This window comes from Citrobacter sp. MGH105 (assembly GCF_001037485.2).
In the GTDB taxonomy this organism is placed as follows: Bacteria; Pseudomonadota; Gammaproteobacteria; order Enterobacterales; family Enterobacteriaceae; genus Citrobacter; species Citrobacter portucalensis.
Map to the genome: position 1 here is coordinate 3,499,525 of NZ_CP073048.1, position 18,246 is coordinate 3,517,770.

The following is an 18,246-nucleotide window of genomic DNA, read 5'->3' on the forward strand; positions in this document are numbered from 1 at the left end:
CCGGCCTACTTTTTATACCATCCGGCAACAGACAATTAACGACGATTGCCGAAAATACGCAGCAGCATCAGGAACAGGTTGATGAAGTCCAGATACAGCGTTAGGGCCCCAAGAATCGCGTATTTACGCAGATTGGAGCTGTCGCGCAGGTCGATCTGCTCACCGATATTTTTCAGCTTCTGCGTGTCATAGGCGGTCAGACCGACAAACACTATCACCCCGATATAGGTCACCGCCCACATCAGCGCTTCGCTCTTCAGCCAGAAGTTAACCAGCGAAGCCAGCACAATACCGATCAGCGCCATAAACAGCATATTGCCGAAGCCGCTCAGATCGCGCTTGGTGGTGTAGCCATACAAACTCATGATCCCGAACATCCCACCAGTGACCACGAAGGTGCTGGCGATAGACGAGTAGGTATAGACAATAAAGATGCTTGATAGCGTCAACCCGGTTAATGCCGAATAGAGCATAAACAGCGTGGTCGCCATACCCGCGCTCAGCCTTTGCACCATGCCGGACAGGACAAACACCAGCGCCAGTTGAGCGATGATCAGGCCAAAGAAGGTGATTTTGCTGGAGAAGACAAACATCATCACCGCGGGCGTATTTGCCGCATACCAGGCGATAAACGCCGTCAGCAATAGTCCGCAGGTCATCCAGCCGTACACCTGCGCCATATACGTTTGCAGGCCGGAACGGGCCTGGACAATAGAATCGGATCGTGGGAATCGGTCCATGACAATCTCCTGAATCAGTATGAGCCTACAACAATTGTACTCTACCAGCGTTTTGCTGCTAGCTTATCGCTGTCGCGGGCATCAACCCAGCGCTCACCTTCCGGCGTAGCCTCGCGCTTCCAGAACGGCGCGCGGGTTTTCAGGTAATCCATAATGAACTGCCCGGCATCAAACGCGCTGCTGCGATGCGCGCTGGTTACGCCAACAAAAACGATTTCGTCACCCGGCCACAGTTCGCCAATGCGATGAATCACCGTCACCCGACCCAGCGGCCAGCGCGAACGCGCTTCGTCGACAATCTCCGCCAGCGCTTTTTCGGTCATTCCCGGATAGTGTTCCAGCGTTAACGCCTTAACGCTGTCACCGAGATTGTGATTGCGCACTTTACCGGTGAAAGTGACTACCGCGCCGTCTTCATCGCGCTCAGCCAGCCAGGGATACTCATCCCCGACGCTGAACGGCGCATGGCCAACAACAATTCGCGTTTCAGCCATTTTAGCCTCCGGTTACCGGCGGGAAGAAAGCGACTTCATCACCCGCGTTAAGAGGATGGTCAAAACTGACCAGCGTCTGATTCACCGCCGCCAGCAGCTTGCCGTCTTCCAGCGCCAGCGCCCAGCGATCGCTTTGCGCCGCCAGATGCTTGCGCAGCGCTTCTACCGTTGCAAACTCGGCGGCAACTTCTAACGCATCGGTGTTCACCAGTTCCCGTACCTGAGCAAAGAAAAGAACCTTAATCATGTGCATCCACCTTAAAATCACCCGATTTGCCGCCGCTTTTTGCCAGCAAACGCACCGGACCAATCACCATATCCTTTTGCACCGCTTTGCACATATCGTAGATGGTCAACGCCGCCACGGAGGCTGCCGTTAACGCTTCCATTTCAACGCCGGTTTTACCGGTCAGGCGACACAGCGTTTCAATGCGCACGCGGTTGTGCTCCGGTTCGGCGTGAAGATTGACTTCGACCTTGCTCAGCATCAGTGGGTGACACAGCGGGATAAGATCCCAGGTGCGTTTGGCAGCCTGAATACCGGCAATACGCGCCGTGGCGAAAACGTCACCCTTATGGTGACTGCCGTCGATGATCATCGCCAGCGTTTCGCTACGCATGGTTACGAATGCTTCCGCACGCGCCTCGCGTACGGTTTCCGCTTTGGCGGAGACATCCACCATATGCGCTTCGCCAGCGGCGTTAATATGAGTCAGTTGCGACATACTTATTTCTTCAAATGTGGGTGGAAATTACACGGACGCGTACGGGCATCAAGCTGCGGCGCAATGATATTTTCCCAGGCAGTACGACACGCTTTGGTCGAACCCGGCATGGCAAAAATCAGCGTTTTATTCGCCACCCCGGCAATCGCGCGGGATTGCAGCGTCGCGGTGCCAATCTCTTCAAACGACAGCATACGGAATACTTCGCCAAACCCTTCGACTTCTCTGTCGAACAGCGGTTGCAGCGCTTCCGGCGCCTGGTCCCCTTCGGTTAAGCCAGTGCCACCGGTAATGAGCACCACCTGTACATCGTCACTGGCAATCCAGGCAGAAACCTGGGCGCGGATGGCGTAGCGGTTCTCTTTGACAATCGCCTTATCGACAATCTGATGACCCGCTTCTTGCGCCGAGTCACGCAGATAATGGCCGGAGGTGTCATCTTCTTCGCCGCGACGGTTGGAAACAGTAAGAATAGCAATGCGTGTCGGGATAAATTCAGCGCTTACCTGACTCATGAAAAACTCCTTTTAGCGATCAGCCGCCAATGTAAGATAAGTTTTGCGTAATACCGGTATTGTTCTGATGCAGGAAATGGGTCTGCTTTTTCTCCAGCAGCGCGGCTGAAATACGTTCTTCCAGCGCCGGTTGCTGAGCATCGTCTTCCAGCAAATCACGCAGGCTTACGCCGCCTTCACCAAATAAACACAGATGAAGCTTGCCGACAGAGGAAACGCGCAGACGATTACAGGTGGCGCAGAAGTCTTTCTCATAAGGCATGATCAGACCAATTTCGCCAACATAATCAGGATGACAGAAAACCTGAGCCGGGCCGTCGCTACGCTGTCGGATCTGGTGGATCCAGCCGCGACGCAGCAACTCATCGCGCAGTACCTGTCCGGAAATATGGTGTTTACGGAAGAGAGAACTGCCCTCGCCCGTTTCCATCAGTTCAATAAAACGCAGTTGGATTGGTCGAGGTTGGATCCACGCCAGGAAGGTGTCCAGTTGATGATGGTTTACGTCGCGCATCAGCACGGTGTTGACTTTCACTTTTTCAAAACCGGCATCAAAGGCAGCATCAATGCCTGCCATCACCTGCTGAAACTTGTCCTGTCCGGTAATGGCGTGAAACTGACGGGCGTCGAGGCTGTCGACGCTGACGTTGAGCGCGGTCAGTCCGGCATCGCGCCAGGCGGCGGCATCGCGCGCCAGACGATAACCATTGGTGGTTACCGCAATCTGGCGGATGGCGTCGTTTTCGCGCACGGCGGCGATAATGTCAGTGAAGTCGCGACGCAGTGAAGGTTCGCCCCCCGTCAGACGCACTTTTTCCGTTCCCAGACTGGCGAACGCACGCGTGACACGGCGAATTTCATCAACGGTTAAAAAGCCGTTATTGGTGACACCGCCGGGCTTATAGCCATCCGGCAGGCAGTAGGTGCAACGAAAGTTACACACATCTGTAATCGACAAACGTAAGTAGTAAAACTTACGTGCGAAAGCATCGGTAAGTTGAGAGCCCATGTACACCTTTCCAAATACGGGAGACGTAGTCATTTCTTCCTGCGCCCTGGTGACAAACTTTTTCAAGTCTTGTCACGGCCAAAGCACCGTATCATTTGACCCAGGTGCAGAGGCTAGAGTGTTTATACTCATCATACTTCGAGTTGCAGATGCGTTGGCTTCCGACAACTCAAATTATTAAGAGTACTTTGTGGTTATGCCGATACTAGCGTGTAAATGGCGCTTTTGCCATGTACACTTTCGCTGTATAAATATGTATATAGCGACATGATCGTGCAATTTCGCTACAGAATAAGCAAAAATCACAGTTTTGCATTGATATACATCATCTTGCCATCAGGTGAGTGTCGTCAGAAAGGAGTAGATCGCAGAAAAAAATTACGGCAGATGCCGACTGGATAATTGCTGAAAACACGCTATTTACGTTACTGTAGCGCCGATCAATTGATATCAGGAAAATATATGCGCACTCGCACGCTGGCAGATCTGGACCGCGTTGTCGCTCTCGGCGGAGGGCATGGATTAGGACGCGTTCTCTCCTCTCTTTCCCCATTAGGTTCCCGCCTGACGGGTATCGTCACCACCACCGATAACGGCGGGTCGACAGGTCGTATTCGTCGCTCTGAAGGAGGGATTGCCTGGGGAGACATGCGTAACTGTCTGAACCAGTTAATTACCCAACCCAGCGTTGCATCCGCTATGTTTGAGTATCGTTTTGGCGGTAATGGCGAACTTTCCGGGCATAACCTCGGAAATCTAATGTTAAAGGCGCTCGATCACCTCAGCGTGCGGCCTCTGGAAGCTATCAATTTAATTCGTAGCCTGCTGAAAGTTGACGCACATTTAATTCCGATGTCGGAGCTGCCGGTGGATCTGATGGCCATTGATGACCAGGGACACGAAGTTTATGGCGAAGTGAATATCGATCAGCTCACCGTCCCACCTCAGGAACTGATGCTTTCGCCAAAAGTCCCGACTACACGGGAGGCCGTTGAGGCTATCGCTGAAGCGGATTTAATTTTGATAGGCCCCGGCAGTTTTTACACCAGCCTGATGCCGATTCTTTTACTCGATGAAATGTCACAGGCATTACGTCGCACACCGGCTCCAATGGTCTACATAGGCAATCTTGGGCGCGAATTAAGCCTGCCAGCAGCCAGCCTGACGCTTAGCGATAAGCTGGCCATTATTGAACAGTACGTCGGGAAGAAAGTGATTGATGCGGTGGTTGTGGGGCCGAAAGTGGATGCTTCCGCCGTTACCGACCGCGTTGTGATCCAGGAAGTGCTGGAAGCCAGCGATATTCCCTACCGTCATGACCGCCAGCTATTGCATAGTGCGCTGGAGAAAGCGGTGCAGGCGCTGGGCTGAACGGATTTGCCTGATGCGCTTCGCTTATCAGGCCTACAAAACGAATTGCTCCGGCATCAAACAATGCCTGATACGCTTTGCTTATCAGGCCTACAAAACGATTTGCTCCGGCATCCGGCCTACGAATGCTATCCACCCCGCATCCGACACCGCCTTACGATGCCGCAATAAACAACTCGCGCAACTGATGCAACTGGTCACGGATTGTCGCGGCCTCTTCAAATTCGAGATTCTGCGCGTGTTGCATCATCTGCCCTTCCAGCTCGTGAATCTTCTGCTGCAGCGCTTTTGGCGTCATATCCAGTTCGACAACCTCAGACTTCGCGCCTGCGCGTGACTTCCCTTTGCCTTTCGCTTTGGTCTTCGCAATATTCTGACCCAGCGCCAGAATATCGACCACTTTCTTGTTCAGCCCCTGCGGCGTAATACCGTGTTCTTCGTTATAGAGCTGCTGTTTCTCACGACGACGTTCGGTTTCACCAATCGCTTTAGCCATAGAGGCGGTAATTTTATCACCGTAAAGAATCGCCTTACCGTTGATGTTACGCGCCGCACGACCGATGGTCTGAATAAGTGATCGTTCAGAACGCAGGAACCCTTCTTTGTCTGCGTCCAGAATCGCCACCAGGGAGACCTCAGGCATGTCCAGACCTTCACGTAACAGGTTGATACCCACCAGCACGTCAAACTCGCCCAGACGCAGGTCACGAATGATTTCCATACGTTCCACGGTATCGATGTCAGAGTGCAGATAACGCACCCGCTCGCCGTGTTCTTCTAGGTATTCTGTGAGGTCTTCCGCCATCCGTTTGGTCAGCGTGGTGACCAGCACACGTTCGTTAATCGCCGCACGGGTGCGGATCTCAGATAGCAGATCGTCAACCTGAGTCGCCACCGGGCGCACCTCAATGACCGGATCCAGCAGGCCGGTCGGTCTTACGACCTGATCGACCACATCATCACCGGATTTCTCCAGCTCATAGTTGCCCGGCGTCGCCGAAACATAGATGGTTTGCGGAGCCAGCGCCTCGAACTCTTCAAATTTAAGCGGACGGTTATCCAGCGCCGACGGCAGACGGAATCCGTATTCGACCAGGGTTTCTTTACGCGCCCGGTCACCGCGATACATGCCGCCAATTTGCGGGATAGTCACGTGAGATTCATCCACCACTAGCAGGCCATCGGCAGGCAGGTAATCAAACAGCGTCGGCGGCGGCTCGCCCGGACCACGCCCGGACAGATAGCGGGAATAGTTTTCAATCCCCGAGCAGTAACCCAGCTCGTTCATCATTTCCAGATCGAACTGGGTACGCTGACTTAAGCGCTGTTCTTCCAGCAGTTTGTTATTTGCCAACAGGACTTTTCGCCGCTCTGCCAGCTCAACCTTAATTTCTTCCATCGCCTGAACAATACGTTCGCGCGGCGTCACGTAGTGCGTTTTAGGATAGATGGTAAAGCGCGAAATAGTGGATTCGACCTGTCCGGTAAGTGGGTCAAACAGCGACAAACGTTCGACCTCTTCATCAAACAGTTCCACGCGCAACGCGATGTCGTCAGATTCCGCTGGGAATATGTCGATCACTTCACCGCGCACGCGGAAGGTCCCGCGCTGGAATGCCTGATCGTTGCGAGTATACTGCAGCTCCGCCAGACGACGCAGGATCGCGCGCTGGTCGATAATCATCCCCACCGTCAGGTGCAGCATCATTTTCAGGTACAGATCCGGGTCACCGAGACCATAAATCGCGGAAACCGACGCTACGACGACGACATCCCGTCGCTCAAGCAACGCTTTGGTTGCTGACAGACGCATCTGCTCAATGTGTTCGTTAACCGAAGCATCCTTCTCGATGAAGGTGTCAGAACTTGGCACGTAGGCTTCCGGCTGATAATAGTCGTAGTAGGAGACAAAATACTCCACCGCGTTATCCGGGAAGAACTCTTTCATCTCACCGTACAACTGCGCGGCAAGCGTCTTATTGGGGGCCAGCACCATGGTAGGGCGCTGTAGGTCCGCAATCACGTTCGCGATGGTGAATGTTTTCCCCGACCCCGTCACCCCCAGCAACGTCTGATGCGCCAGACCATCCTCCAGACCTTCTTCCAGGCGACGTATCGCCTCAGGCTGATCGCCAGAGGGTTTAAAAGCGGAATTTAGTTTGAACGGTTTACTCATGAGCAGCTACCTGAAGCAATGGGCGGGCAGGTGTGTAATTTTACTCGCAGCAGTATATTTTGCCAGTAAAATATACTGGATGAAAAAACAGTAACGCGCCAGAATATTTCTGTTACGCCAGCAAAATGGCCGTGACTACAGGCTAAAATTTGTCCGCAGGCAAGATAAAACACCAGCAAAAATGTGTTATCCCCAAACCAATGACTTTTTTAACATTTGTCAAGCTACCCGATGAAAGTTTTGTGGCAACACATGACACTTCTGCGACAGCCATTGCATTTATCTAACACACTGTAATTTAATGATTATTATCTCAAGCCGTCTTTCGCATCAATTTAGTCGCAGGCCGCGTCTTCTCTCGCTTACCTTGTGTTTTCTAACTCTAATACACAAGGTTATCCACAGGAATAGTGGATAACTGCCTCCAGCCCGTACGGACTGTAGCCTGGCAAAAACGTCCTGATGATCTTTTCTGGTGGGATAAAAAAAAATTATCGCTATTTTTTGATATTTATCAGCTAACGAAGCGACCTGGGATAGCCGAGATCTTGCTCGCATTTTCATCATTTTCCTGCCTGCACCATCACAACGCCACCAGGCACTGACAATGTGCACACTGCGGCTCTCATCCACAACAAGCCGGATACCGCAACCCGCTCAATACGCTATTCTGCTGTATTTTCCCCTAATTCCGCTTCTGGCAAGAGATTTGCAGTTTTCTCCCGACCATCAGCCCGCGAGGCGGATATCATCATGAGGGAGAAATCTATGTTGAGTCTTCGTGCAGTGAATCACTATTACGGTAATCAACACTCGCTTTGGGATGTCGATCTCGACCTGTTGCCCGGCAAATGTACCGCCGTGCTGGGTCTTCCAGGGATGGGAAAAACCACGCTGGCCAATTGCATCACAGGCAATTTACCGATTGAGAGCGGAACCATGTTCTGGCATCAGGCTGGCGCACCACCTTGCGATCTGCTTCAGATTCCGGCGGCAAAGCGCATTGCGCTGGGTATTAACTGTGTATCGCAGGAACGGCGAATTTTTTCGCAGCTGACGGTAGAGGAAAATCTGCACATTGCGCGCCAGGCGGTTGAGGAAAGCGAAGCGATGAACAGCAGCGATATTTACCGCCTGTTTCCACAGCTGTTTGTACTGCGTCAGGCCAAAGGGGTGGCATTGTCGGAGGAAAATCAGCACCAGCTTGCACTCGCCAGTGCACTGGTCACTCGCCCGCGCCTGCTGATCCTCGATGAGCCGACGCGAGGAAGTGGCCAGGCGTATATCCACAAACTGGGGAATCTGATTGTGAGGCTAAGCCAGGAGCTTGGCATCGCCATTATGCTCGCGGAGCAGAGCCTGCCGTTCATTCGTCGGGTCGCCGACTGCTATTGCTTGTTACATCGTGGACGCAACGTGGCTCAAGGGCAAATAACACAATTCAGCGACCCGCTAATCAACGACTGGTGGATGCCAGAGACAAAACGCTAAGATCGATATAACGACCAGTCGATGCTCGTTCCGGCTCTTCTGCCAGCCAGGGAATTTCCCCCAGTAGCGGAGCCGCAAGCGCACGCTTTAGCGTCGCCATATATTCAGCATGACGCTTGCCAGGTGGCATCACATCATTGGCAATCCATCCGGCGAGCGTCAGCCCGGCCTGCTGCACTGCCTGGGCGGTCAAAATGGCATGATTGATACAACCGAGCTTAACGCCAACCACCAGAATCACCGGCAGTTGTTCCGCTTTTACCCAGTCAGAAAAACTCAGCGTTGGCGACAGTGGCGTAAACCATCCGCCTGCGCCTTCCACCAATACCCAGTCAGCCTGTTCTTCAAGCAAACGTAAACCCGCAGACATCACTGAGGCCTGAATGGGGCGCCCTTCGTCAGCACTGATGATATGCGGTGAGGTAGGTTCGGCGAAGGTATACGGATTGATGGCCGCATAATCCACTGCCACAACGCTGTTGCGCTGTAGAGCCAGCGCATCGCTGTTTCGCAGACCTTCAGCCGTCATTTCACTGCCTGACGCCACCGGCTTATAGCCGACCGTTCGCAACCCCAGTTGTCCCGCCGCCTGAAGCAACGCACAGCTGGCGATAGTTTTACCTACTTCGGTGTCCGTCCCGGTGACAAAATATGTGTTAGTCACGTTGAATTACTCCCAAAAAAAGATGATAGGTCAGCGGATATTTACCCTGCTGACAGGGCCAGGCGAGCTGTAACTGGCGCAACTGCGAGCGGGTCAACACACGCTGCTCGCGTCCATCATGCAAATGCGTCGCGCCAATGCCCTTCAGCGAGCGCATGGCGCTCAGCGCATCGTCAAACCACAGCGTGACGGCATGAGACTGGTATTCAACGTCCCAGCCGCACAGAGCGTTTTCCAGTTGCTCCACGGGTAAAAAACGGTTGGCATGCTCCCGATCATCAACTGCTCGCCACGCCTGACGAAGTTCCGGCATCGACCCTTGCGCCAGCGTACTAAACGCCACCGTCCCGCCAGGACGCACCACCCGGTATAGCTCGCGTAACGCGCCGCGCAGGTCGTTGCACCACTGCACGGCCAGATTGCTCCAGGCCAGGTCGAAAGTGGCAGCGGCCTGCGGAATGGCTTCGATATCCGCCAGCAGATAGTGATGGGCGACATCGTGACGCTGCGCTTGCGTAAGCATTTGCGCCGACAGATCCAGCGCACAGACCTCGCTCCCCTGCTCCCGCCAGTAGCGACTCATACTCCCAGGCCCACAGCCCGCGTCCAAAACCCGTGAGAACGCCCGGCCATCGAGTTGTGCCAGTAACGCATCGGCGCTCTGACGCTGAAGCTCCGCATGTTGCTCATAGTGCATAGCCGCGCGACCAAACGCAGCGGCAATCGCCTGCTTATTGACCTGCGCCATGCAGCACCTCCAGTAAGTTGTCGATATCCTGGACTTCATGCGCCTGGGTCAGCGTAATCCGCAGCCTGGCCGTCCCAACCGGCACCGTCGGTGGACGAATCGCCGTCACCCAGCATCCCTGTTGCCGTAACGTCTGTGCCAGTTGCAAGGCTTTATGATTGTCGCCAACGATCAGCGGTTGAATCGCGCTGTCTGAATGCGCCAGCGTCAAATCCGTAGTATTCACTCCTGCGCGAAAACGCTGGATCAGCATCGCCAGCTTTTCTCTGCGCTCATCGCCTTCGCGGCTGCGGATCACCGCCAGCGCGGCGCGCAAGGCCTGAGCCTGGGCTGGCGGCATGCTGGTGCTGTAGATCAGATGACGGGCAAACTGCAGCAGATAATCGGCCACACTATCAGAACACAGGATCGCCGCACCGCTGACGCCGAACCCTTTGCCAAATGTCACCACCAACAGCTCAGGTTTCACCTGCTGTCGGGAGCACGAACCACGCCCTTCCTCACCGCTTACGCCAATCCCATGCGCATCATCCACCAGCAGCCACGCGCCCTGCCGTTTCGCCACCGCGTGGATTTCTGCCAGCGGCGCACTGTCGCCATCCATGCTGAACACGCCTTCGGTGACCACCAACTGCTGCCCCGGACAGGGGGCTGTCAGCAGACGATCCAGATGTTGCGAGTCGTTATGGGTAAAGCGACGTAACACGGCAGGGCTAAGACTGGCAGCCTCCAGCAGCGAGGCATGGCTGAGCCTGTCGGCAACAATCTTGTCATCTTTTCCCATCAGTGCGGCAATGACCGCCTGATTGGCGGCAAAACCAGAGATGAACAACAGCGCCCGGGAATAGCCGAGCCACTGCGCCAGCTCTTCTTCCAGCGCCTGATGAGCAACGGAATAACCGCTGACATGGCCCGAGCCGCCGCTGCCGACGCCAAAACGCTCAGCGCCCTGCTGCCACGCGCAGATAATCTGCGGATGGTGGCTTAAGCCGAGGTAGTCGTTGCTGGAGAAATTCAGATACTGGCGACAGTCGGCCTGCAGCCAGCGACCGGCACCCTGCGTCACCGCATAGCGCTGACGCAACGCATCAGCACTACGACGCGCTGTTAGCGCATCGTCAATTTTTTGCTGCCAGGTCATACGGTTGCCGCGTTGTAGTAATCGTCGGTATCCGGGGTACGCAGCGCCTGCTCCAGACGTTGTTGCTGTTCGTTATCGCCCGCCAGTACCGCAGTTTGCTGCGGGTTAAGACCCAGCTTGCGAAATAACAGCAAATCTTTATCTTCGTTCGGGTTCGGGGTGGTCAGCAGTTTGCAGCCGTAGAAAATCGAGTTGGCCCCGGCCATAAAGCACATCGCCTGGGTTTGTTCGTTCATCTGCTCGCGCCCGGCAGAAAGACGCACATATGAGGTCGGCATCATGATACGCGCCACGGCGATAGTACGAATAAAATCAAAAGCATCTACGTCGTCGTTATCGGCAAGCGGCGTGCCCTTCACTTTCACCAGCATGTTGATCGGCACACTTTCCGGCGGCGTCGGCAGATTCGCTAATTGTAGCAGCAGACCCGCGCGGTCGGTCACCGTTTCACCTAGCCCAACAATCCCGCCGGAGCAAACTTTAATGCCCGCCTCGCGCACTTTATCCAGCGTATCCAGGCGCTCCTGGTACGAGCGGGTGGTGATGATATTGCCGTAAAATTCCGGCGAGGTGTCGAGGTTGTGGTTGTAGTAGTCCAGACCCGCATTGGCCAGGCGCTGGGCCTGAGATTCGTCCAGCGTGCCCAGCGTCATACAGGCTTCCAGCCCTAGTTCTTTCACGCCCTGAACCATTTGTTCCAGGTACGGCATATCGCGCTCATGCGGGTTCTTCCACGCCGCGCCCATGCAAAACCGCGTTGAACCAGCCTGCTTCGCCTTACGTGCCGAGTCCAGTACCTGTTCAACCTCCATCAACCGTTCAGTTTCCAGACCGGTTTTATAGCGGGAGCTTTGCGGGCAGTATTTGCAATCTTCCGGGCAAGCACCGGTCTTAATCGACAGCAGCGTACTAACTTGTACCTGCTGCGGATCGAAATGCTGGCGATGAACCTGCTGCGCTTCAAACAGCAGATCCAACAGCGGTTTTTCAAATAATTCGGTGACTTGCGACATTGTCCAGCGAGAAGAATGAGCCATATTGGTATACGTTTCGTTGTTAGTTTGGTGTAGACTCGTAAACCTAAATCTTTTTAATTTGGTTTACAAGTCGATTATGACAACGGACGATCTTGCGTTTGACCAACGCCATATCTGGCACCCATACACCTCCATGACCTCCCCGTTGCCGGTTTATCCGGTGGCGCGTGCCGAAGGTTGCGAACTGACCTTAGCCAGCGGTGAGAAGCTGATTGACGGCATGTCATCCTGGTGGGCGGCAATCCACGGTTACAATCACCCGCAGCTGAACGCCGCGATGAAAACGCAGATTGATGCCATGTCGCATGTGATGTTTGGCGGCATTACCCATGCCCCGGCCATTGCGCTGTGCCGCCAGTTGGTGGCGATGACCCCAGAGGCGCTGGAGTGCGTTTTTCTCGCGGATTCAGGGTCGGTCGCAGTAGAAGTTGCAATGAAAATGGCGCTGCAATACTGGCAGTCTAAAGGCGAATCCCGCCAGCGTTTCCTGACATTTCGTAATGGTTATCATGGTGATACCTTCGGCGCGATGTCGGTCTGCGATCCTGACAACTCAATGCACAGTCTGTGGAAGGGGTACCTGCCGGAGAACCTGTTTGCCCCAGCCCCACAAAGCCGCATGGACGGCGAGTGGGACGAACTGGATATGGTGCCTTTTGCCCGTCTGATGGCCGCGCATCGCCACGAAATTGCGGCGGTGATCCTAGAGCCAATCGTACAGGGCGCTGGCGGTATGCGCATGTATCATCCCGAATGGTTAAAACGCATCCGTAAGATGTGCGACCGTGAAGGGATCCTGCTGATTGCCGATGAAATCGCCACCGGATTTGGTCGTACAGGCAAGCTGTTTGCCTGCGAGCATGCCGACATCACTCCGGACATTTTATGCCTGGGCAAAGCGTTAACCGGCGGAACGATGACCCTTTCTGCAACCCTCACCACCCGCCAGGTTGCAGAAACCATCAGCAATGGTGAAGCCGGATGCTTCATGCACGGCCCGACCTTTATGGGCAATCCGTTGGCCTGCGCCGTCGCCTCCGCCAGCCTGTCGTTACTCGAAACCGGCGAGTGGCGCGCGCAGGTAGCGGCCATTGAAGCGCAGTTGCGGGCAGAACTCGCCCCGGCGGCGGACTCCAGTTGGGTCGCGGACGTACGCGTGCTCGGCGCCATCGGCGTCATCGAAACCACGCATCCGGTGAATATGGCAGCGTTACAGAAGTTCTTTGTCGAACAGGGCGTGTGGATAAGACCGTTTGGCAAGCTCATCTACCTGATGCCGCCGTACATCATCCAGCCCGATCAGTTGCGTCGCCTGACGCAGGCCGTGAACGAGGCTGTGCGCAATGCAACATTTTTTAGCGATTAATCAGCGGTAAGCTCTACGGTTTCTGGCTACACTTTTTGGCTAACGAGAGGAGTCAGCATGAAACTAATCAGTAACGATCTGCGCGATGGCGATAAGCTTGGGCATCGCCACGTCTTTAACGGCATGGGGTATGACGGGGATAATATTTCCCCGCACCTGGCGTGGGATGACGTACCCGCAGGAACCAAAAGCTTTGTCGTGACCTGCTTTGATCCTGATGCGCCAACCGGCTCCGGCTGGTGGCATTGGGTGGTGGTAAATCTGCCGGCTGATACCCGCGTACTCCCGCAAGGATTCGGCTCCGGGCTGGTTGCACAACCGGATGGGGTGATTCAGACCCGTACAGATTTTGGTAAAGCTGGTTATGGTGGCGCTGCGCCGCCGAAGGGGGAAACCCACCGCTATATCTTTACGGTTCACGCCCTGGATGTGGAGCGTATTGATGTCGATGAAGGTGCCAGCGGCGCGATGGTTGGATTTAACGTCCATTTCCACTCGCTCGCCAGCGCCTCGATTACGGCGATGTTTAGCTAAGCTGTGTTGTGCCGGATGTCGGTTTCGCCTCATCCGGCCTACAAAGCAGACCGTAGGCCTGATAAGACGCGTCAGCGTCGACATCAGGCAATTTTCTACAGAAATTCAGGCAGCAATTGCAGCAGCGTTCCTTGCGCTAACAACTCGGTCGCGCACTCAATATCCGGGGCAAAAAAGCGATCCTGCGTGTAGTGGGCAACCTGCTCGCGCAGCGCCTGTCGCGCCTGCTCCAGCAACGGACTGGAGGTTAACCCTTCACGAAGGTCAATCCCCTGACACGCCGCCAGCCACTCCACGGCAATCACGCCGCGCGTATTTGCTGCCATCTCCCACAGTCTGCGCCCCGCCGCCGGAGCCATAGAAACATGATCTTCCTGGTTAGCAGATGTCGGCAAGCTGTCCACGCTGTGCGGATGCGCCAGCGCTTTGTTCTCGCTCGCCAGCGCGGCGGCAGTTACCTGAGCAATCATAAAGCCGGAGTTAACCCCGCCATTTTTCACCAGGAACGGCGGCAACTGCGACATATGTTTATCCATCATCAGCGCAATGCGCCGCTCTGACAACGAGCCGATTTCCGCAATCGCCAGCGCCAGATTATCTGCCGCCATCGCCACCGGTTCAGCATGGAAATTCCCACCGGAGATCACATCGCCCTCTTCGGCAAACACCAGCGGGTTGTCGGAAACCGCGTTGGCTTCAACCAGCAGGACATCCATCACCTGGCGCATTTGTGTCAGACATGCCCCCATCACCTGTGGCTGACAGCGCAGAGAATACGGATCCTGCACTTTTTCACAGTTATGATGCGACTGGGAAAGCGCGCTGGTGTCGGTCAACACATGACGGTACAGCGTTGCGGCATCAATCTGTCCACGCTGCCCTCGCGCGGCATGAATACGCGCGTCAAACGGACGACGGGAGCCCAGCACGGCTTCAGTGGTCAACGCCCCGCACACCGTCGCAGACGCGAACAGCTCCTGAGCTTCAATTAACCCGCGCAGTGCAAAGGCGGTGGAAGCCTGAGTGCCGTTGAGCAGCGCCAGTCCCTCTTTCGCCTCCAGCGTGATCGGCTCCAGTCCGGCCTTTTTCAGCGCGTCGGTAGCCGGGAGCCATTCCCCCTGCCAGCGCGCTTTACCTTCGCCCAGTAGCGTCAACGACATATGTGCCAGCGGCGCCAGGTCGCCCGATGCGCCCACCGACCCTTTCGCCGGGATCAGTGGATACACCTCGGCATTCACCAGCGCAATCAACGCTTCAATCACGCTCAAACGAATGCCGGAAAACCCACGCGCCAGGCTGTTGATTTTCAGCACCATAATCAGGCGAACCATTGCGTCATCCAGCGCCTCGCCAACGCCTGCCGCATGCGAAAGCACCAGCGAACGCTGTAAATTCTGCAAATCTTCCGTGGCGATACGGGTCTGAGCCAACAGGCCAAAGCCGGTATTAATGCCATACGCCGTACGGCCTTCAGCGACAATATTATTGACGCAGGCGACGCTGGCGTTGATTGCATCAATCGCCCCGGCATCCAGGTTCAGTTTGACCGGCTGCTGCCAGATTTCACGTAGCTGGGGAAAACTCAGTTGGCCCGGCGTGAGTGTCATGGTGTTCATATCAGCGTTTCTCCTGCGTCGCAGCAATCATTGGCAAATTCAGCCCTTCTTCAACGGCGCACTCCACCGCAATGTCATACCCGGCGTCGGCGTGACGCATCACCCCGGTAGCCGGATCGTTATGTAAGACTCGGGCGATGCGCGCCGCGGCTTCATCGGTGCCATCGCAAACAATCACCATCCCGGCATGCTGAGAGAAGCCCATGCCAACCCCGCCGCCGTGATGCAGCGACACCCAGGTCGCTCCGCTGGCGGTGTTAAGCAGCGCGTTCAGCAGCGGCCAGTCGGATACGGCGTCTGAACCGTCGCGCATAGCTTCTGTTTCGCGGTTTGGGCTGGCAACAGAACCGGAGTCCAGATGGTCACGGCCAATAACAATCGGCGCAGATACTTCACCGCTGCGCACCATCTCATTAAACGCCAGCCCCAGCTTTTGTCGCCACTCCAGGCCGACCCAGCAGATACGCGCTGGTAAGCCCTGGAAGTTGATCCTCTCACGCGCCATATCCAACCAGTGATGAAGGTGCTTATCATCAGCCACGATCTCTTTCACTTTGGCATCTGTCTTATAAATATCCTGCGGATCGCCCGACAGTGCCACCCAACGGAACGGGCCTATACCGCGACAGAACAGGGGGCGAATATAAGCAGGTACGAAGCCGGGGAAATCAAAGGCGTTTTCCACGCCCATCTCTTTGGCCATCTGGCGAATGTTGTTGCCGTAATCAAACGTCGGCACGCCCATTTTGCTAAACGCCAGCATCGCCTCAACGTGCGTTGCCATTGAACGTTTCGCCGCCTGCACCGTGCCCTGCGGATCGGACACCGCTTTTGCCTGATACTCTTCCCAACTCCAGCCGCACGGCAGATAACCATGCAGCGGATCGTGGGCGCTGGTCTGGTCGGTGACCATATCCGGGCGCACACCGCGCTTCACCAGTTCCGGCACAACGTCGGCGGCATTAGCACACAGCGCAATGGAGACGGCTTTACCCTCGCGGGTGTATTTGTCGATACGCGCCAGCGCATCGTCAAGCGATGTCGCCTGCTCGTCGACATAACGGGTACGCAGACGGAAATCAATTCGGCTTTGCTGGCATTCAATGTTCAGCGAACACGCACCCGCAAGTGTAGCGGCTAGCGGTTGTGCTCCGCCCATGCCGCCCAGCCCGGCGGTCAGCACCCAGCGTCCGCTGAGGTTACCCTGATAATGCTGACGCCCGGCCTCAACGAAGGTTTCATAAGTCCCCTGCACGATGCCCTGGCTGCCGATGTAGATCCAGCTCCCGGCGGTCATCTGGCCGTACATCGCCAGCCCTTTGGCGTCCAGTTCGTTGAAGTGTTCCCAGGTAGCCCAATGTGGCACCAGGTTGGAGTTGGCAATCAGCACGCGCGGTGCGTTGTCGTGAGTTTTGAATACGCCTACCGGTTTACCAGACTGGACCAGCAGAGTTTCATCGGTCTCCAGTTTGGTCAGCGCATTGACGATGGCGTCATAACATTCCCAGTCCCGCGCGGCGCGGCCAATCCCACCGTATACCACCAGCTCATGCGGATTCTCCGCCACATCGGGATCCAGATTATTCATTAACATGCGCAGCGGCGCTTCGGTCAGCCAGCTTTTGGCCGTTAAGGTGGTGCCGCGTGGGGCACGAATATCCTGCTGACGATATTTGCTATGGGACATGACAGAAAACTCCTCGCGAACGTCGGATAGATAAGAAATATATACTTGTCTATACAAGTCATCGCAAGGATGATTTTAACAATTAAGATACATTTTTATTATATTGCGTCAGCAATCACGGTTTTGATATCCCGACATCAGGACATAAACCGTCCTTGCAGGCGATAGCGGGAACCCGGGAACAGCAAGCGGGCATGAGAGACTATGGACGACGCAGACCAGGTCTTACGGCGGATCAGCAGGCAGGGATCGTGTTCTTTGATATTCAGCAGCGCGCACTCTTCAGCGCTGGCACGTACCGCTTCAACAATATGTTCACCTTCCGTCAGCGGGGCGATCAGTGACAGGTATGCGTGCGGCGTGGTCTGACTGTAATCCTGCGCCAGATACTCCGGCACAATTTCGGCATTCACGCAGCGATCTTCAATCTGTACCGGCAGATCGTTCTCGTAGTGCACCATGACTGAGTGAAAAATGGATGTGCCTTCTTTGACGTTTAACACCAAAGCCTGCTGCGCGTTGGCCTGGGTTTTTTCCAGCGTCAGCACTTCGCACCGGTGCTGATGCTGACGGGCGTTGATTTCATCCGCGATGCTGCGGATTTCAAACAGCGCGGACTGGCCTTTTGGCTCGGCGACAAACGTCCCGACGCCCTGCAAACGCACCAGTAAACCTTCATCCGTTAACTCACGTAGCGCCCGGTTGATAGTCATGCGGCTGAAACCATATTGCGCCACCAGCTCTGCCTCAGAAGGAATGCGATCGTGAGGCTGCCAGATACCGCTGGCAATTTTTTCGCTGATCTCCTGTTTGACCTTTTCGTAAAAAGGAGCCGGAGCAGAACGGGATGGGAGCATGCGTGAGCCTTCCTTAAGCTGAAAATGTGAGTGGGTAGAGTTTACAGGCATTACCCGAACCTGATAAGCGCAACG

Annotated in this window: 18 protein-coding genes and 1 riboswitch; of the genes, 4 read left to right on the forward strand and 14 right to left on the reverse strand. The window is 55.2% G+C overall.

What is annotated here, in order from left to right:
- Positions 1 to 35: 35 nt before the first annotated feature.
- The 6 genes from SK35_RS16965 to moaA all read right to left on the reverse strand — a co-directional run bounded on the left by SK35_RS16965 (position 36) and on the right by moaA (position 3,483).
- Positions 36 to 740 carry a Bax inhibitor-1/YccA family protein gene (locus SK35_RS16965; RefSeq protein WP_003831536.1) on the reverse strand — a complete coding sequence of 235 codons (705 nt, stop codon included), beginning with the start codon at positions 738 to 740 and terminating at the stop codon, positions 36 to 38.
- 41 nt (positions 741 to 781) lie between these two features.
- Entirely contained in the window at positions 782 to 1,234 is a 453-nt protein-coding gene (gene moaE / locus SK35_RS16970) for a molybdopterin synthase catalytic subunit MoaE (RefSeq protein ID WP_008784190.1), read from the reverse strand.
- A gap of 1 nt (position 1,235) precedes the next feature.
- Entirely contained in the window at positions 1,236 to 1,481 is a 246-nt protein-coding gene (moaD, locus tag SK35_RS16975; RefSeq protein WP_003831530.1) for a molybdopterin synthase sulfur carrier subunit, read from the reverse strand.
- Positions 1,474 to 1,959 (reverse strand): cyclic pyranopterin monophosphate synthase MoaC, encoded by a 486-nt coding sequence (gene moaC / locus SK35_RS16980; protein WP_003035188.1) that lies wholly within the window; start codon positions 1,957 to 1,959, stop codon positions 1,474 to 1,476. Before moaC ends, moaD begins: the two co-directional genes overlap by 8 nt.
- Positions 1,960 to 1,961: 2 nt before the next feature.
- Positions 1,962 to 2,474 carry a molybdenum cofactor biosynthesis protein B gene (moaB, locus tag SK35_RS16985; protein WP_003035187.1) on the reverse strand — a complete coding sequence of 171 codons (513 nt, stop codon included), beginning with the start codon at positions 2,472 to 2,474 and terminating at the stop codon, positions 1,962 to 1,964.
- Between the two features lie 19 nt (positions 2,475 to 2,493).
- Positions 2,494 to 3,483, reverse strand: coding sequence for a GTP 3',8-cyclase MoaA (moaA, locus tag SK35_RS16990; RefSeq protein ID WP_032934386.1), 990 nt, complete (start codon positions 3,481 to 3,483; stop codon positions 2,494 to 2,496).
- Positions 3,471 to 3,616: riboswitch (molybdenum cofactor riboswitch) on the reverse strand. It overlaps the preceding gene by 13 nt.
- A 329-nt stretch (positions 3,617 to 3,945) precedes the next feature.
- On the opposite strand from moaA, the gene yvcK reads away from it, so the two are divergent.
- Positions 3,946 to 4,854 (forward strand): uridine diphosphate-N-acetylglucosamine-binding protein YvcK, encoded by a 909-nt coding sequence (yvcK, locus tag SK35_RS16995; protein WP_003831525.1) that lies wholly within the window; start codon positions 3,946 to 3,948, stop codon positions 4,852 to 4,854.
- A 154-nt stretch (positions 4,855 to 5,008) separates the two neighbouring features.
- Here the strand turns inward: yvcK and uvrB are convergent, their stop codons facing one another.
- Positions 5,009 to 7,030: an excinuclease ABC subunit UvrB gene (gene uvrB / locus SK35_RS17000; protein ID WP_008784186.1), complete on the reverse strand. Its 2,022-nt coding sequence runs from the start codon at positions 7,028 to 7,030 to the stop codon at positions 5,009 to 5,011.
- A gap of 768 nt (positions 7,031 to 7,798) precedes the next feature.
- Here uvrB and SK35_RS17005 point away from each other — a divergent pair.
- Entirely contained in the window at positions 7,799 to 8,521 is a 723-nt protein-coding gene (locus tag SK35_RS17005) for an ABC transporter ATP-binding protein (RefSeq protein WP_048214632.1), read from the forward strand.
- Here the strand turns inward: SK35_RS17005 and bioD are convergent.
- Genes bioD through bioB form a run of 4 tightly spaced genes read right to left on the reverse strand, consistent with a single transcriptional unit; the run spans position 8,487 to position 12,111 of the window.
- Positions 8,487 to 9,185: a dethiobiotin synthase gene (gene bioD, locus SK35_RS17010; RefSeq protein ID WP_048214633.1), complete on the reverse strand. Its 699-nt coding sequence runs from the start codon at positions 9,183 to 9,185 to the stop codon at positions 8,487 to 8,489. The two genes, SK35_RS17005 and bioD, sit on opposite strands and share 35 nt — an antisense overlap.
- Positions 9,178 to 9,933, reverse strand: a complete 756-nt coding sequence (gene bioC / locus SK35_RS17015) for a malonyl-ACP O-methyltransferase BioC (RefSeq protein WP_048214634.1) — start codon at positions 9,931 to 9,933, stop codon at positions 9,178 to 9,180. The genes bioD and bioC overlap by 8 nt, the downstream gene beginning before the upstream one ends.
- Entirely contained in the window at positions 9,917 to 11,074 is a 1,158-nt protein-coding gene (gene bioF, locus SK35_RS17020) for an 8-amino-7-oxononanoate synthase (protein WP_048214635.1), read from the reverse strand. The genes bioC and bioF overlap by 17 nt, the downstream gene beginning before the upstream one ends.
- Complete coding sequence (gene bioB, locus SK35_RS17025; protein WP_008784180.1) at positions 11,071 to 12,111, reverse strand: biotin synthase BioB; 1,041 nt, start codon at positions 12,109 to 12,111, stop codon at positions 11,071 to 11,073. Before bioB ends, bioF begins: the two co-directional genes overlap by 4 nt.
- Before the next feature lie 76 nt (positions 12,112 to 12,187).
- On the opposite strand from bioB, the gene bioA reads away from it, so the two are divergent.
- Positions 12,188 to 13,477, forward strand: a complete 1,290-nt coding sequence (gene bioA, locus SK35_RS17030) for an adenosylmethionine--8-amino-7-oxononanoate transaminase (protein ID WP_048214636.1) — start codon at positions 12,188 to 12,190, stop codon at positions 13,475 to 13,477.
- 57 nt (positions 13,478 to 13,534) lie between these two features.
- Entirely contained in the window at positions 13,535 to 14,011 is a 477-nt protein-coding gene (locus SK35_RS17035) for a kinase inhibitor (RefSeq protein ID WP_048214637.1), read from the forward strand.
- A gap of 95 nt (positions 14,012 to 14,106) precedes the next feature.
- Here SK35_RS17035 and hutH read toward each other — a convergent pair whose 3' ends face one another.
- The 3 genes from hutH to SK35_RS17050 form a co-directional block, all read right to left on the reverse strand.
- Entirely contained in the window at positions 14,107 to 15,627 is a 1,521-nt protein-coding gene (hutH, locus tag SK35_RS17040) for a histidine ammonia-lyase (RefSeq protein WP_048214638.1), read from the reverse strand.
- Position 15,628: 1 nt separating this feature from the next.
- Entirely contained in the window at positions 15,629 to 17,314 is a 1,686-nt protein-coding gene (hutU, locus tag SK35_RS17045; RefSeq protein WP_048214639.1) for a urocanate hydratase, read from the reverse strand.
- 137 nt (positions 17,315 to 17,451) lie between these two features.
- Complete coding sequence (locus SK35_RS17050) at positions 17,452 to 18,171, reverse strand: histidine utilization repressor (protein WP_003831502.1); 720 nt, start codon at positions 18,169 to 18,171, stop codon at positions 17,452 to 17,454.
- Positions 18,172 to 18,246 lie beyond the last annotated feature (75 nt).

What these genes read in the sequence shown, in the direction of transcription:
- bioA (WP_048214636.1), top strand. Translation starts at nt 12,188, where the DNA reads ATGACAACGGACGATCTTGCGTTTGACCAACGCCATATCTGGCACCCA.
- bioC (WP_048214634.1), bottom strand. Translation starts at nt 9,933, where the DNA reads ATGGCGCAGGTCAATAAGCAGGCGATTGCCGCTGCGTTTGGTCGCGCG.
- SK35_RS17035 (WP_048214637.1), top strand. Translation starts at nt 13,535, where the DNA reads ATGAAACTAATCAGTAACGATCTGCGCGATGGCGATAAGCTTGGGCAT.
- moaB (WP_003035187.1), bottom strand. Translation starts at nt 2,474, where the DNA reads ATGAGTCAGGTAAGCGCTGAATTTATCCCGACACGCATTGCTATTCTT.
- SK35_RS17050 (WP_003831502.1), bottom strand. Translation starts at nt 18,171, where the DNA reads ATGCTCCCATCCCGTTCTGCTCCGGCTCCTTTTTACGAAAAGGTCAAA.
- hutH (WP_048214638.1), bottom strand. Translation starts at nt 15,627, where the DNA reads ATGAACACCATGACACTCACGCCGGGCCAACTGAGTTTTCCCCAGCTA.
- SK35_RS17005 (WP_048214632.1), top strand. Translation starts at nt 7,799, where the DNA reads ATGTTGAGTCTTCGTGCAGTGAATCACTATTACGGTAATCAACACTCG.
- bioB (WP_008784180.1), bottom strand. Translation starts at nt 12,111, where the DNA reads ATGGCTCATTCTTCTCGCTGGACAATGTCGCAAGTCACCGAATTATTT.
- SK35_RS16965 (WP_003831536.1), bottom strand. Translation starts at nt 740, where the DNA reads ATGGACCGATTCCCACGATCCGATTCTATTGTCCAGGCCCGTTCCGGC.
- uvrB (WP_008784186.1), bottom strand. Translation starts at nt 7,030, where the DNA reads ATGAGTAAACCGTTCAAACTAAATTCCGCTTTTAAACCCTCTGGCGAT.
- moaD (WP_003831530.1), bottom strand. Translation starts at nt 1,481, where the DNA reads ATGATTAAGGTTCTTTTCTTTGCTCAGGTACGGGAACTGGTGAACACC.
- moaE (WP_008784190.1), bottom strand. Translation starts at nt 1,234, where the DNA reads ATGGCTGAAACGCGAATTGTTGTTGGCCATGCGCCGTTCAGCGTCGGG.
- bioF (WP_048214635.1), bottom strand. Translation starts at nt 11,074, where the DNA reads ATGACCTGGCAGCAAAAAATTGACGATGCGCTAACAGCGCGTCGTAGT.
- moaC (WP_003035188.1), bottom strand. Translation starts at nt 1,959, where the DNA reads ATGTCGCAACTGACTCATATTAACGCCGCTGGCGAAGCGCATATGGTG.
- moaA (WP_032934386.1), bottom strand. Translation starts at nt 3,483, where the DNA reads ATGGGCTCTCAACTTACCGATGCTTTCGCACGTAAGTTTTACTACTTA.
- hutU (WP_048214639.1), bottom strand. Translation starts at nt 17,314, where the DNA reads ATGTCCCATAGCAAATATCGTCAGCAGGATATTCGTGCCCCACGCGGC.
- yvcK (WP_003831525.1), top strand. Translation starts at nt 3,946, where the DNA reads ATGCGCACTCGCACGCTGGCAGATCTGGACCGCGTTGTCGCTCTCGGC.